Genomic DNA, 13,270 nt, shown 5'->3' on the forward strand with positions numbered 1-13,270 from the left:
CGGCCGGAAGCGGCGCGGGTCCCGATGCCGGGCACGGAATGCGGTGCATCCCGCCGGCATCTCCCTAGCGGGATGCAGGATGAGTCTGCGCCGTTGCGTCGGGGATGTCCCGGCCGGGAAGTCGGGGTGCCGAACGTCCCGACCGACGGTAGCCGGGCCCGCGAGGATTGCGCGTTGGCGAGGGAATGCAGACCCCCATGCGTGACCGGAACGAATCCTGGCGCTTCGACGATGTCGAGGTGCGCGGCCGTGCGAACGAAGTGCGCCGCGGCGACCGCGCCATCGGCGTGGAACCCAAGGCCCACGCGGTGTTGCTGGTGCTGCTGTCACGCGCCGGCGAGGCCGTGGGGCGCGAAGCGCTGCTCGACACGGTGTGGGGCCATCGCCACGTCACGCCCAGCGTGCTCAACCGGATCATCGCCCAACTGCGCCGCGCGCTCGGCGACGACGCGGCCAATCCGAAGTACATCCAGACGCTGCACGGCCGCGGTTATCGCTTCATGGTGAAACCCGAGCGGGTGTTGCCCGATGGCGCGAGCCAGCATCCGGAGACACCGCTGGATGCGGCGGACGCGGCTCACGAGGACGACGACCATCCGATGGATTCCGCCGATCCGCGCAATCCGGCGCGTCCCGCGTCCGCGCCGCATCACCCGGCGCGCAATCGCTGAGTTCAGCCCGCTTCCGGCTCCGCGAGCAGCGGTTCCAGCAGCAACGACCCCTGCAAGGATTCGCGCACCGGCATGAAGCTGCGCCGGTGGTGCGGGCACGGGCCATGCATGCGCAACGCCGCCAGGTGCTGCGGCGTCGAATAGCCCTTGTGTTCGTCGAAGCCGTACTGCGGCCACTGCGCGTGCAGGCCGACCATGTGGCGATCGCGCGTGACCTTGGCGAGGATCGAGGCGGCCATGATCGCGCGGTCGCTCGCATCGCCACCCACCAATGCTTCGGCGGGGCACGGCAGCATGCGCGGGATCGCGTTGCCGTCGATGCGCGCGAGCGCGCAGGCATGGCGCACGCCTTCCACCGCCAGGCGCATGCCGAGCATGGTGGCGTGGTAGATGTTGATGCGATCGATGTCGTCGACTTCCACGCTCACGATCTTGTACGCCATCGCGCGATCGACGATGCGCAGGAACAACTCCTCGCGGCGTTCCGCGTTGAGCTGCTTCGAATCGGCGAGTCCGTTGATCGGCGTGCGGCCAGGCGCGAACACCACGGCGGCGACGACGACCGGTCCCGCGAGCGGCCCGCGGCCGGCTTCATCGACGCCGGCGTAGCGCTGCTGGCGCGGATCGGCGCTGTCGGTGGCGAGGGCGGGTTCGAAGGACATGGCGGGCGAGGGCGGGCGGCGGCGCGAGCGTGCGACGGCGCGACGCATTCACGCAAGAGGGGCCTGCGCGACGGCGACGGCGGGCACGTCGTCGAGCAGTTCGGCGATCGCGTCGGCCGCGCGCGCGGAGGCATCGCGGCGCAAGGCCAGGTGCAGGGCGCGGAAGGTCGGCTGCAGCATCGCGCCCGCGTCCGGCGTGCGCAGGAACGGCAGCAGCGCGGCGGCGAGCTTGTCGGGCGTGCAGTCGTCCTGCAGCAGTTCGGGGACGATGGGTTCGCCGGCCAGCACGTTCGGCAGCGAGACCGACTGCACTTTCAGCAAGCCGAACGCCCGCACGATCGCGTGGCTGAGCGGCGCGAGCCGATAGCCCACGACCATCGGCCGCTTGCACAGCATCGCTTCGAGCGCGGCCGTGCCGGAGGCGAGGAGCACGGCGTCGCTGGCGATCATCGCGCGCTGCGCCTGGCCGTCGAGGATCGTCACGTCGAAGGCGTCGTTCGATGTGCGCAAGGCGTCGATGGCCGCGCGGCAGGGCGCGTTGGCCGCGGGCACCACGACGCGGAGCTTCGGGATGTCGCGCGCGAGGCGCGAAGCGGCGTCGAAGAAGATGCGGCCCAGGCGCTGGATCTCGCCGACGCGCGAGCCCGGCAGGATCGCGAGCACGTGGTCGTCCGGCGCGAAGCCGAGCGCTTCGCGCGCGGCCATGCGATCCGGTTCCAGCGGCAATGCGTCGGCGAGCGGATGGCCGATGTAGCGCGCATCGATGCCGTGGCGCGCGTAGATGGGTGGTTCCATCGGGAACAGGCACAGCACGCGATCCGCGCTGCGGCCGATCTTCGCGGCGCGCGATTCGCGCCACGCCCACACCGACGGGCTGACGTCGTGCACGGTGCGGATGCCGCGCTGCTTGAGCCAGCGTTCGACGGGCAAATTGAAATCGGGGGCGTCGATGCCGATGAAGACATCGGGTTGCCACGCGAGCATGCGCGCGCGGAAGACCGAACGCAGCGCCAGCAGGCGCGGCAGGTGCGCGAGCACTTCGGCCAGGCCCATCACGGCGAGTTCGGCGGCGTCGTGCCAGGCGTCGAAGCCGGCCTGCCGCATCAACGGGCCGCCGATGCCGGCGAACTCCGCCTCGGGGAAGCGCGTGCGCAAGGCCTCGATCAATCCGGCGCCCAGCTGGTCGCCGGAGGTTTCGCCCGCGACGAGGCCGATGCGGAAGGCGCGGCGCGGGGCGTCGGCCGGGGTCATCGCGTCAGCGCAGCAGTGCGCGTTCGCCGCGCGCGATGAAGTCGCGCATGGCGCGCACATCGATGCTGTCGCGGGCCTGTTCGTCCAGTTGCGCCAGCGCCTCGTCGAGCTTCGCGCCGGAGACGTAGAGCGTGCGGTACGCGCGCTTGATCGCCGAGACGCGCGCGGCGTCGAAGCCGCGGCGCTTGAGGCCTTCGGCGTTGATGCCGCGCGGACGGCCGTAGCCTTCCTGCGCCACCATCACGAAGGGCGGCACGTCGCCGTTGACGAACGCGCCCATGCCGACGAAGGCGTGGTCGCCGATGCGGCAGAACTGGTGCACGCCGACGAAGCCGCTCAGGATCACCTGGTCGCCCACTTCCACGTGCCCGGCCAGCGTGGCGTTGTTGGAGAAGATGCAGCCGTTGCCGACGATGCAATCGTGCGCCACGTGCACGTAGGCGAGCAGCCAGTTGCCGTTGCCGATGCGCGTGGTGCCGCCGCCGTTGCCGGTGCCGCGGCTGATCGTGGTGAATTCGCGGATGACGTTGTCGTCGCCGATCACCAGTTCGGTGCGTTCGCCGGCGAACTTCTTGTCCTGCGGATCGCCGCCGATGGCGGCGTGAGCGTGGAAATGGTTGCGCGCGCCGATGCGCGTGGGGCCGGTGATCGTGCAGTGCGGGCCGACGATGGTGTCGTCGCCGATCTCCACGTCCGCGCCGATGACGCAGAACGCACCGATGCGCACGTTCGCGCCGAGGCGCGCGCCGGGATCCACTTGCGCGCTCGGGTGGACGGCTGCGCTGGCGTGCACCTGCGCGCTCATGCGGTCAGGCCTTCACTTCCGCGCACAGGATGTCGGCGCAGGCGACGTGTTCGCCGTCCACGCGCGCGATGCCGTTGTACATGGCCATGTTGCGGATGGTGCGCTTGAGCACGACTTCCAGCACCAGCTGGTCGCCGGGCACCACCATCTTGGTGAACTTCGCGTTGTCGATCTTCACCAGGTAGAACAACTTGCCGGCCGCGCCTTCGCCGTGCGAGAGCTGCGTGAGCAGGCCGCCGGTCTGCGCGAGCGCTTCGATCACCAGCACGCCTGGCATCACCGGGTGGCCGGGGAAGTGGCCGTTGAAGAACGGCTCGTTGATCGTGACGTTCTTCAGGCCGACGATGCGCTTGTGCGCTTCGAATTCGGTCACGCGGTCGACCAGCAGGAAGGGATAGCGGTGCGGCAGCAGTTCCTGGATCGCCAGCACGTCGAGGGGGAGTTGCACGTCCATCGTTCGTCAGTCCTTGTCGCCGGCCGACAGGCGTCGGGCCATGGCGTCGAGTTGCTTGAAGCGGGCGGCGCTCTTGCGCCACGCGCGATTGTCCATGATCGGCGTGCCGGAGGAGTATTCGCCCGGTTCGCGGATGCTGTGGGTGACCAGGCTCATCGCGGTCACGATGACGCGGTCGCACACTTCCAGGTGCCCCAGCACGCCGGCGCCGCCGCCGATGAGGCAGTAGCGGCCGATCTTCGCGCTGCCGGCCACCGCGGCGCAGCCGGCCATCGCGGTGTGCGCGCCGATGGTCACGTTGTGGCCGACCTGGATCTGGTTGTCCAGGCGCACGTCTTCCTCGAGCACGGTGTCGCCGAGGGCGCCGCGGTCGATGGTGGTGTTGGCGCCGATCTCGCAGTCGTCGCCGACTACCACACCGCCGAGCTGCGGCACCTTGATCCAGTGGCCGGCATCCATCGCCAGGCCGAAGCCGTCGGCGCCGAGCACGGCGCCCGGATGGATGCGCACGCGCTTGCCGAGGCGCACGCGCACGACCAGCGTGACGCGCGCGATGAGTTGCGCGCCGTCGCCCACGATGCAGTCGTCGCCGACGATGCAGCCGGGCCCGAGCATCGCGCCCGCACCCACCACGCTGCGCGCGCCGATGACGACGTGCGGGCCCAGGTGCGCGGTGGGATCGACGGTGGCCGTGGGATCCACGACGGCCGTCGCATGCACGCCGGGCGGCGCGACGACGACCGGTTCGAACAAGGCGGAGATGCGCGCGAACGTGGCGTACGGATCGCGCGCGACGAGGGCGTTGCCGGTGAAGCCTTCGGCATCCTCGGCGCGCATCACCACGAGGCTGGCCTGCGTCTGCGCGAGCTGCGCGCGGTAACGCGGGTTGGCGAGGAAGGCGAGGGTGCCGGGCCCGGCGTCGGCCAACGTGGCCACGCCGTGCACGGTGGTCGCCGGATCGCCGGCGACTTCCAGGCCGAACCGCGACGCCAGGTCTGCTGCGCTGTACGTCGCGTCGCTCATGCGTTGCGTGTCCTGACGACGCGCGTCAGAACTGCCCGCCGAAGCTGAACTGCAGGCGTTCGGTTTCGTCGGCCGGCAGGAACGTGACCGGGTCGATCTTGTCCTGCGACTTGATCGGGATCGCGTAGCTGATCGACAGCGGACCCATCGGCGAACGCCACAGCAGCGCCACGCCCGTGGAGGCGCGCAGTTCGCCGGCGTCGAAGGCGTCGAAGCTTTCGAACACGTTGCCGAAGTCGACGAACGCCGAGATGCGCGCCGCCGGGGAATCGAACAGCTTCGGGAACACCAGTTCGAACGTGCCCACGGTCTTCAGCGCGCCGCCGATCGGCTGCCACACGCCGGTGAATTCGCGCGGGCCGAGGGAGTTGTCGACGAAGCCGCGCACGCGGCCCGCCGAGCTGATGCCGCCCGCGTAGAAGTTCTCGAAGAACGGCATCGCATCGCTGTTGACGGTGCGCAGGAAGTCGTCGGACGCCGGCGTGCAGGGCACGGTCATGTTCACGCACAGGTCGCGCGTCTGGAAGCTGCCGTAGTTGTCGCCGTAGCCGACGTCGAAGCCGGTGAGCAGGATCAGCGACTGGCTGAGCGGCCAGTATTTCTGGAACTCGTATTCGGCCTTGTAGTACTGCGCGGTGGAACCGGGTAGTGCGATTTCGAGGCTGGCGCGCTGGTACGTGCCGCGCGACGGCATGAAGTAGTCGTTGCGCGTGTCGCGCGCGTAGGCCAGCTGCGTGCGCCAGGCATGGAACGTGTTCTGGCCGACGGCGTCGATGTAGTCGCGGAAGCTGCGCGGCGTGCCCAGCGAGGTGAGGATCTCGTTGGTGTCGATGCCCACCAGCGCCGAGACGGTGTCGTACTCGGTGATCGGCAGGCCCAGGAACACCTGCGCCGAACCGCTGTTGGTGGAGTAGTTGGCCACGCCGAAGTCGGAGTAGTCGAACTCGCGCCACCAGAAGTTGTAGCCCAGCGACATGCCTTCGTCGGTGAAGTACGGGTTGGTGAACGAGAAGTCGTAGCGCTTCTGGTAGCTGGACTGCTGCGCGGCCATGCTCACGCGGTTGCCGCTGCCCAGGAAGTTGTTCTCGGACAGCTGCACCGACAGGTTGACGCCCGACAGCTGCGAGTAACCCACGCCGAACATGAAGCTGCCCGAGGTGGTTTCCTTGACGGTGAAGGTGACGTCCACCTGGTCGTCGCTGCCGGCGACCGGCACGTTCTCCACTTCCACGGTTTCGAAGTAGCCCAGGCGCTGCAGGCGGACCTTCGAACGGTCGACCGCGGCCTGCGAATACCACGCGCCTTCGAACTGGCGCAGTTCGCGGCGCAGCACTTCGTCGGCGGTGCGCGTGTTGCCCTTGAACACGATCTGGCGGACGTTGACGCGCGGGCCCGGCACGACCTGGAAGTTGATCCCGACCGTCTTGGCCTGCTGGTCGACGTCCGGGATCGGGTTCACCTGCGCGAACGCATAGCCGATGTTGGCGAGGTTGGCGGTGATGGTGTCCGACGTGTACTCCAGCAGCGCGCGCGAGAAGATCTGACCCTTCTTCACCGGCACCATGCGCTCGACGTCTTCCTGCGGCAGGACCGTGTCGCCGGTGACCTTCACGCTGGAGATCGTGTACTGCTCGCCTTCGCTGATGCCGGCGGTGAGGTACATGTCGCGCTTGTCGGGGCTGATCGAGACCTCGGTGGAATCGAGGCTGAAATCGACGTAGCCGCGGTCGAGGTACCAGCTGTTGAGCTTCTCGATGTCGCCGGAAAGCTTTTCGCGCGAGTACTGGTCGTCGCGCTTGTACCAGGACAGCCAGTTGTGTTCCTTGGATTCCCAGTTGTCCGTGATCGCCTCGTCGGAGAACTTCTCGTTGCCGACCAGGTTGATGTGCTGGATCTTGGCGGCCTTGCCTTCCTTGATCGTGATCGTGACATCGACGCGGTTGCGGTCCAGGCGCGCCACGGTGGGCGTGATCTGGACGTTGTACTTGCCGCGGTTGTTGTACTGGCGGTTGAGCTCCTGGGTGACGCGGTCCAGGCTCAGGCGGTCGAAGGTCTCGCCTTCGGACAGGCCGATTTCCTTCAGGCCCTTCGTCAGGTCTTCGGTCTTGATGTCCTTGTTGCCGGTCAACGTGAGCTTGTTGATGGCGGGACGCTCGACGACCGTGATCACCAGGATGTCGCCCTGGCGATCGAGGTGCACGTCTTCGAAGAAGCCGGTCTTGTACAGCGCGCGGATGGACTCGGCGGCCGAGGCGGCATCCAGCGTGTCGCCCCGCTGCACGGGCAGGTAGGTGAACACCGTGCCCGCGGAGATGCGCTGCAGGCCCTCGATGCGGATGTCGCTGATGGTGAACGCGGACGCATCGACCGTGGACGGCACGTAGCCGGTGGCGGCGGGCTGCGCCAGCGGGCCGGGCGCGGTGGACTGCGCGGGCGTGCCACCGGGGACGGAGAAGGGATCTGCAACCTGTGCGGCCGCGGGAGCGGCGATCGCCGAAGCGAGGGCAAGGGCGAGCAGGCGGCGGGGCAGGTGTCGCGTCATCGTCACGTCCGGTTGGGGGTCGGTGCCACGGTCGGTGGCTGGGTCGCAGGGCAGGGCGCGCCGGGGGCCGGCAGCAGGAAGATCACCAATGGAGCAGTCGGTTCAACAGCACGTCGTTGAACAGCGCCAACCCCATCAGGCCAACCAGCAGCACCAGGCCCACGTATTGTCCGGCAGCCATCGCCCGCTCGCTCAATGGGCTGCCCTTGACCAACTCGATAAGGTAGTACAAGAGGTGTCCACCGTCCAAGAGCGGGATGGGCAAGAGGTTGAGGATCGCCAGACTGAGCGACAACAGGGCCAGGAAGTTCAGGAACCAGCCCAGCCCGAGTTGCGCGGTGGCATTGGCGGCGCGGGCCGTGGTGACGGGGCCCGTCACGTACTTCAGCGACATCTGGCCGGTGACCATGCGCTTGATCAGGCCGGTGATCTGCCCGGTGAGCTCGCCGGTGGCCTTGAAGGCCTGCGGCACGGCCGCGAGGGGCCCGTAGCGCAGCATCGCGTCGAAGGCCGGCTGGGTGGCCTTGGCGCTGACGATGCCCAGGCCCACGATTTCGCGGCCATCGGGCTGCTTCAGCTTGCCGGGCGTGATTTCGAGCGCGAGGCGTTCGCCTTCGCGCTGCACTTCGATCATCCCGGGGCCGCCGCGCGCGGCGAGCGCGCGCACCTTCGGCGCGATGTCGTCGAAGCTTTCGACCGGCTGGCCGTCCACGGCGGTGACGCGGTCGTCCTGCGCGAGGATCCCGTAGGCCGGCGCGCCCTTGGTGATGTCGCCGATCACCGGCGGCACCAGCATGTGGCGCGGCACCAGGCCCATCAGGCGGACCGCGTTGGTCTCGTCGAAGCCCTGCGGCATCTTCGACAGGTCCAGCGTGCGGCGCGCGGTACCGCCCTCGCGCGTGCGCACGTCGATCTGCACCGGCTTGCGATCGATCGCCGAAATGGTGAGCGCGTACTGCGCCTCGGTCCAAGTCGGCGTGTCGCTGCCGTCGATTTTCTGGATGACATCGCCGGTGCGCAGGCCCGCCTGCGCGGCGATGCCCTGCGCGCTGCCGACGGCCGCCGCGTAATCGGGACGCCCGACGACGAACATCGCCCACAGCAGGAACACGCACAGCACGAGGTTGGCGAGCGGACCGGCGGCGGCGATCGCGATGCGCTGGCCGACGGGTTTCGCGGCGAGCGTCTGCGCCTGCAGCGCGGGCGTGTACTGGTCGTCGCGCTCGTCGAGCATGCGCACGTAGCCGCCGAGCGGCAGCATCGCGACGACGTATTCGGTGCCGTCCTTGCCGCGGCGCAGCCACAGCGGGCGGCCGAAGCCGACGGAGAAGCGCAGCACCTTCACCCCGCAGCGGCGCGCGACGAAGAAGTGTCCGAATTCGTGGATGGTGACGAGCACGCCGAGTGCGACGATGAACCACCACGCAGAGCCGATCGTTTCGCCCATTGCTCAGTCTCGGTCGTGGATGCGGACGATGGCGCGCCCGGCATGCTCGCGCGCGGCCCGGTCGGCCTCGCGGAGGATGTCGAGCGTGCCGGCGGGGGTGGCGGGCAGCGCGGCCAGGGTGTCCTCGACCAGCGCGGGGATGCCTAGGAAGCCCACGCGGCCCTGAAGAAAGGCTGAAACCGCGACTTCGTTGGCGGCATTCAAGATCGCCGGCGCCGTGCCGCCCGCTTCCAGCGCGGAATACGCCAGGCCCAGGCACGGGAAAGCGGCGCGATCCGGGGCTTCGAACTCCAGCGTGCCGTGCTGCAGCAGGTCGAGCGTGCCGACGCCCGAGGCCACGCGTTCCGGCCAGGCCAGGCCGACGGCGAGCGCAGTGCGCATGTCGGGCAGGCCGAGCTGCGCGAGCGTGCTGCCGTCGACGAAATGCACCAGCGAATGCACGAGGCTCTGCGGATGCACGAGCACGTCGATGCGCGACGCATCCACGCCGAACAGGTGATGCGCCTCGATCACTTCGAGGCCCTTGTTCATCAGCGTGGCCGAATCGACCGAGATCTTCGGCCCCATCGACCACTTGGGATGCGCGACGGCCTGCGCCGGCGTGACATCGGCCAGCTGCGCGCGCGTGCGTCCGCGGAACGGACCGCCCGACGCCGTGAGGCAGATGCGTGCGAGCCCCGCGTGCGCCGCCGCGTCGGGCAGGCACTGGAAGATCGCGTTGTGTTCGCTGTCGATCGGCACGATCGTTGCGCCGGCGGCGTGCGCGGCGCGCGTGAGCAGTTCGCCGGCGAGGACGAGGGATTCCTTGTTCGCGAGCAGCAGGCGCTTGCCGGCTTGCGCCGCAGCGAGCGTGGAGCGCAATCCCGCGGCGCCGACGATGGCGGCGACGACGGTGTCGCACGCATCCCCGGCCACGAGTGCATCGAGGGCGTCTTCGCCGGTGTGCGCCTGCGTCGGCAGGCCGGCCTCGCGCAAGCCATCGCGCAACGCCGCGAACTTCGCGCCATCGGCGATCACCGCGTGGTCGGGCCGGTGCGTGCGGCACAACGCCAGCAACGCGTCCACCTGCGATCCGGCCGCGAGCACGCTCGCGCGCATCCGCTGCGGATGCCGCGCGATGACGTCGAGCGCGCTGCACCCGATCGAACCGGTAGCGCCGAGGACTGCGACCCGTTGCATCGTCAGAAGCCGAGGAGGCCCTTGCCCAGCGCGAACACGGGCAGCGCGGCCAGCACGCTGTCGATGCGGTCGAGGATGCCGCCGTGCCCGGGGATGAGGTCGCCCGAATCCTTCGCGCCCACGTGGCGCTTGAGCAAGCTTTCGAAGAGATCGCCCACCACCGAGAAGCCCACCGTCACCACCACCACGATCGCCACCAGCGGCAACTGCGCCACGGTGGCGCCGGCGAAGGGCGCGGCGATCAACGACACGACCACTGCGGCGACGAGCCCGCCGACGAAGCCTTCGATCGTCTTGTTCGGGCTGATGCGCGGGCTGAGCTTGTGCTTGCCGAACTTGCGGCCCGCGAAATACGCACCCGAGTCCGCGGCCCAGCAGATGCCCAGCGCGATCAGCAGCCACACGTGGCCGTCGGGATCGCTGCCGTGGATCAGCGCGAGCGCGGCCCACGCCGGGATCACCGCCAGCGTGCCCGCGGCGAGCTTGAACATGCGCGCATGCGTGTCGTGGTCGGACGCGAATTCGAAATGCTTGAGCCACAACATCGCGAGCAGCCACCAGACGACGCCGACCACCGTGGCGATCTGGAACAGCACGAAACTGAAACCCGTCGGCGTGCGCGAGGCCCACACGATGGCGACCATCAGCGCGAGGTTGGCCACCAGCAGCACCGTGCGGTGCAGCGTGTCGTCGATCTCCGACAGGCGGAACCATTCCCACAGGCCGGCCAGGAACAGGATGGCCGCCAGCATCACCAGCCACGGCGTGTCGACGAACAACACGGCGCCCACGGCGATCGGGGTCATGAACAGCGCGGCCAGCAATCGCGTGCGGGTCATTCTTGGTTCCGTTGAGGGGTGCCGGCCTGGGCGCCCGTGAGTCCGAAGCGCCGCTCCCGCATCGCGTAATCCGCGAGGGCCTGGCGGAGTGTGGCGGCATCCACGTCCGGCCACAACGTTTCGGTGAACCACAGCTCGGTATAGGCCAGTTGCCACAGCAGGAAGTTGCTGATGCGCAGGTCGCCGCCGGTGCGGATGAACAGGTCCGGCGCCGGAAGGTCGGCCAGCGCCATGTGCAGGCCCAGTGACGCCTCGTCGATGTCGTCCGGCTGCAGGCGGCCCGCGGCGACCTCGCGCGCGAGCGCGCGCGCCGCGTTGGCGATGTCCCAGCGCCCGCCGTAGCTGGCGGCGATGGTCAGGTGCAGCACGGTGTTGGCGCGCGTGGTGGCTTCGGCGGCGTCCATGCGCGCGAGGATCGCGGCGCCGAAGCGTTCGCGTTCACCGATGAAGCGCACGCGCACGCCGCAGCGATGCAGTTCGTCCACTTCGCGATCCAGCGCGTTGAGGAACAACTTCATCAGCGCGCCCACTTCTTCGTCGGGGCGTCCCCAGTTCTCGCTGGAGAAGGCGAACAGCGTGAGCGCCTGGATGCCGTGCTCGATGCAGAAGTCGATGCACAGGTTCACCGCGCGCGCGCCGGCGCGATGGCCGATGGCGCGCGGACGGCGACGGCGTTCGGCCCAGCGGCCGTTGCCGTCCATGATGACGGCGAGGTGGCGCGGAACCCGCGCCGGCGATGCGTCGGAAGGCATGGCGACGGTCTCAGACCGCCATCAGTTCTTTTTCCTTGTCCTTCACCACGTCGTCGACGTCCTTGATCGCCTTGTCGGTCAGCTTCTGGATCTCGTCCTCGCTGCGGCGCTCTTCGTCTTCCGTGATCTTCTTGTCCTTCAGCAGTTCCTTGACCTGGTGGTTCGCGTCGCGGCGGATGTTGCGGATCGCGACCTTGGCGTCTTCGCCACCGGCGTGCACGTGCTTGGACAGTTCCTTGCGGCGCTCTTCGGTGAGCGGCGGCAGGTTGATGCGGATGACGGTGCCGGCGGTGTTGGGCGTCAGGCCGAGGTCGGACGCGAAGATCGCCTTCTCCACCGCCGCCACCATGGGCTTCTCCCACGGCGTGATGGTGAGCGTGCGCGCGTCGGCCACGCCGATCGTCGCCACCTGGCTCAGCGGCATGTCGGTGCCGTAATAGTTGACCTTCAGGTGCTCGACCAGCGCGGTGGAGGCGCGGCCGGTGCGGAGCTTGGTGAGGTCCTGGCGGAAGGCATCGACGCTCTTCTGCATGCGGGTCGTGGCGTCTTTCTTGATGTCGTTGAGCATCGGGGGCTCCGGTCCTTGCGATCAGGCGCGGGATTATAGGGGAGCGGGGACGAGGGACCGGGGACCAGGGACCAGGGACGAGCAGAACAGCGCTTGGCTTTACCGGTCCCCGGTCCCTGGTCCCCGGTCCCTGCTTTTCAGTGATGCGGCGCCCGATCGTGCAAATCGTGCTCGCAGCCGGCCCCGTGCTCGATCTGCAGGGTCGGGTGGTTGATGCCGAAACGGGCGTCGAGTTCCACCACCACCGCGTCGAGGAAGGCGTCGTGGTCCACCTGGCCGGGGCGGATCAGGTGCGCGGTCATCGCGATTTCGCCCGCGCCGAGGGACCAGATGTGCACGTGGTGCACCGCCGAGACGCCGGGCTGCGCGGCGAGGAAGTCGTGGACCTGCGCCGGATCCAGCCCGCGCGGCACCGCGTCCATCGCCGCAGCGAAGCTGTCGCGCAGCAGGCCGAAGGCGCTGAAGGCGACCACCGCGCCGACCAGCAACGCGGTCAGCGGATCCAGCCAGCGCCAGCCGAAGGCCAGCATGCCCGCGCCGGCGAGTACGGCCGCGGCCGACACCGCCGCATCCGCCACCAGGTGCAGGAAGGCACCGCGCCGGTTGAGGTCGTCGTGCCCGCCATGCATGAACTTCGCCGCGCCCAGGTTCACCGCGATGCCGATGCCGGCCACGATCATCACGGGAATGCCCGGCACTTCCGGCGGTGCGCTGAAGCGACGCACCGCTTCCCACGCCAGCGCGCCGGAAAACCCCGCGAGCACGATCGCGTTGGCGAGCGGCGACAGCAGCGTGGCGCGTCGCCAGCCGTACGTATGGCGCTCGGTCGGCGCACGTCGCGCGATCGTCGCCGCGCCCCACGCGAGCGCCAGCCCCAGCACGTCGCCGAGGTTGTGCACCGCATCGGACAGCAACGCGAGCGAATTGGTCGCGAAGCCGTACGCGGCTTCGAGCACGGTGTAGGCGAGGTTGAGCAGCGTCACCCACGCGAAGGCGCGGACGCCGGCGTCGCCGTGGTGGTGGTCGCGCGCTGCGTGCGCGTCGTCGGCGCCGTGCGAGTGTCCGGCGCCCATGCCG

The 13,270-nt window shown here is 69.1% G+C and carries 12 protein-coding genes and 1 pseudogene; 1 reads left to right on the forward strand and 12 read right to left on the reverse strand.

Annotated features, from left to right (window positions below; genetic code table 11):
* The first annotated feature begins 197 nt into the window (after positions 1-197).
* A complete protein-coding gene (locus LYSCAS_RS10765; protein WP_213434037.1) occupies positions 198-671 on the forward strand; it encodes a winged helix-turn-helix domain-containing protein in 474 nt (157 codons plus the stop codon).
* Positions 672-673: 2 nt separating this feature from the next.
* On the opposite strand, the gene LYSCAS_RS10770 is transcribed toward LYSCAS_RS10765, so the two are convergent.
* From LYSCAS_RS10770 to LYSCAS_RS10825, 12 genes and pseudogenes are all read right to left on the reverse strand, one after another.
* Positions 674-1,333 carry a ribonuclease HII gene (locus LYSCAS_RS10770; protein WP_213434038.1) on the reverse strand — a complete coding sequence of 220 codons (660 nt, stop codon included), beginning with the start codon at positions 1,331-1,333 and terminating at the stop codon, positions 674-676.
* Positions 1,334-1,381: 48 nt separating this feature from the next.
* Positions 1,382-2,584, reverse strand: a complete 1,203-nt coding sequence (gene lpxB, locus LYSCAS_RS10775) for a lipid-A-disaccharide synthase (RefSeq protein ID WP_244858518.1) — start codon at positions 2,582-2,584, stop codon at positions 1,382-1,384.
* 4 nt (positions 2,585-2,588) lie between these two features.
* Entirely contained in the window at positions 2,589-3,389 is an 801-nt protein-coding gene (gene lpxA / locus LYSCAS_RS10780; RefSeq protein ID WP_213434040.1) for an acyl-ACP--UDP-N-acetylglucosamine O-acyltransferase, read from the reverse strand.
* Positions 3,390-3,393: 4 nt separating this feature from the next.
* Positions 3,394-3,843: a 3-hydroxyacyl-ACP dehydratase FabZ gene (gene fabZ, locus LYSCAS_RS10785; RefSeq protein ID WP_213434041.1), complete on the reverse strand. Its 450-nt coding sequence runs from the start codon at positions 3,841-3,843 to the stop codon at positions 3,394-3,396.
* 6 nt (positions 3,844-3,849) lie between these two features.
* Complete coding sequence (gene lpxD, locus LYSCAS_RS10790) at positions 3,850-4,866, reverse strand: UDP-3-O-(3-hydroxymyristoyl)glucosamine N-acyltransferase (protein ID WP_213434042.1); 1,017 nt, start codon at positions 4,864-4,866, stop codon at positions 3,850-3,852.
* Between the two features lie 25 nt (positions 4,867-4,891).
* Positions 4,892-7,219, reverse strand: a pseudogene (gene bamA / locus LYSCAS_RS10795) (outer membrane protein assembly factor BamA); the annotation flags it as partial.
* Positions 7,220-7,490: 271 nt separating this feature from the next.
* Positions 7,491-8,855 carry an RIP metalloprotease RseP gene (rseP, locus tag LYSCAS_RS10800; protein ID WP_213434044.1) on the reverse strand — a complete coding sequence of 455 codons (1,365 nt, stop codon included), beginning with the start codon at positions 8,853-8,855 and terminating at the stop codon, positions 7,491-7,493.
* A 3-nt stretch (positions 8,856-8,858) separates the two neighbouring features.
* On the reverse strand, positions 8,859-10,034 hold the full coding sequence (locus LYSCAS_RS10805; protein WP_213434045.1) for a 1-deoxy-D-xylulose-5-phosphate reductoisomerase: 1,176 nt from the start codon (positions 10,032-10,034) through the stop codon (positions 8,859-8,861).
* Between the two features lie 2 nt (positions 10,035-10,036).
* Entirely contained in the window at positions 10,037-10,873 is an 837-nt protein-coding gene (locus LYSCAS_RS10810; protein WP_213434046.1) for a phosphatidate cytidylyltransferase, read from the reverse strand.
* Positions 10,870-11,625 (reverse strand): polyprenyl diphosphate synthase, encoded by a 756-nt coding sequence (gene uppS / locus LYSCAS_RS10815; protein ID WP_213434047.1) that lies wholly within the window; start codon positions 11,623-11,625, stop codon positions 10,870-10,872. The genes LYSCAS_RS10810 and uppS overlap by 4 nt, the downstream gene beginning before the upstream one ends.
* Positions 11,626-11,635: 10 nt before the next feature.
* Positions 11,636-12,193, reverse strand: coding sequence for a ribosome recycling factor (gene frr, locus LYSCAS_RS10820; RefSeq protein ID WP_213434048.1), 558 nt, complete (start codon positions 12,191-12,193; stop codon positions 11,636-11,638).
* 137 nt (positions 12,194-12,330) lie between these two features.
* Positions 12,331-13,266: a cation diffusion facilitator family transporter gene (locus tag LYSCAS_RS10825; RefSeq protein ID WP_213434049.1), complete on the reverse strand. Its 936-nt coding sequence runs from the start codon at positions 13,264-13,266 to the stop codon at positions 12,331-12,333.
* Positions 13,267-13,270: the final 4 nt, after the last annotated feature.

Source organism: Noviluteimonas caseinilytica (genome assembly GCF_018406605.1).
GTDB classification, from domain to species: domain Bacteria; phylum Pseudomonadota; class Gammaproteobacteria; order Xanthomonadales; family Xanthomonadaceae; genus Noviluteimonas; species Noviluteimonas caseinilytica.

Bases quoted from the DNA above. Each gene is read 5' to 3' on its own strand.
- LYSCAS_RS10765 (WP_213434037.1), top strand. From the start codon at position 198: ATGCGTGACCGGAACGAATCCTGGCGCTTCGACGATGTCGAGGTGCGC.
- LYSCAS_RS10770 (WP_213434038.1), bottom strand. From the start codon at position 1,333: ATGTCCTTCGAACCCGCCCTCGCCACCGACAGCGCCGATCCGCGCCAG.
- lpxB (WP_244858518.1), bottom strand. From the start codon at position 2,584: ATGACCCCGGCCGACGCCCCGCGCCGCGCCTTCCGCATCGGCCTCGTC.
- lpxA (WP_213434040.1), bottom strand. From the start codon at position 3,389: ATGAGCGCGCAGGTGCACGCCAGCGCAGCCGTCCACCCGAGCGCGCAA.
- fabZ (WP_213434041.1), bottom strand. From the start codon at position 3,843: ATGGACGTGCAACTCCCCCTCGACGTGCTGGCGATCCAGGAACTGCTG.
- lpxD (WP_213434042.1), bottom strand. From the start codon at position 4,866: ATGAGCGACGCGACGTACAGCGCAGCAGACCTGGCGTCGCGGTTCGGC.
- rseP (WP_213434044.1), bottom strand. From the start codon at position 8,855: ATGGGCGAAACGATCGGCTCTGCGTGGTGGTTCATCGTCGCACTCGGC.
- LYSCAS_RS10805 (WP_213434045.1), bottom strand. From the start codon at position 10,034: ATGCAACGGGTCGCAGTCCTCGGCGCTACCGGTTCGATCGGGTGCAGC.
- LYSCAS_RS10810 (WP_213434046.1), bottom strand. From the start codon at position 10,873: ATGACCCGCACGCGATTGCTGGCCGCGCTGTTCATGACCCCGATCGCC.
- uppS (WP_213434047.1), bottom strand. From the start codon at position 11,625: ATGCCTTCCGACGCATCGCCGGCGCGGGTTCCGCGCCACCTCGCCGTC.
- frr (WP_213434048.1), bottom strand. From the start codon at position 12,193: ATGCTCAACGACATCAAGAAAGACGCCACGACCCGCATGCAGAAGAGC.
- LYSCAS_RS10825 (WP_213434049.1), bottom strand. From the start codon at position 13,266: ATGGGCGCCGGACACTCGCACGGCGCCGACGACGCGCACGCAGCGCGC.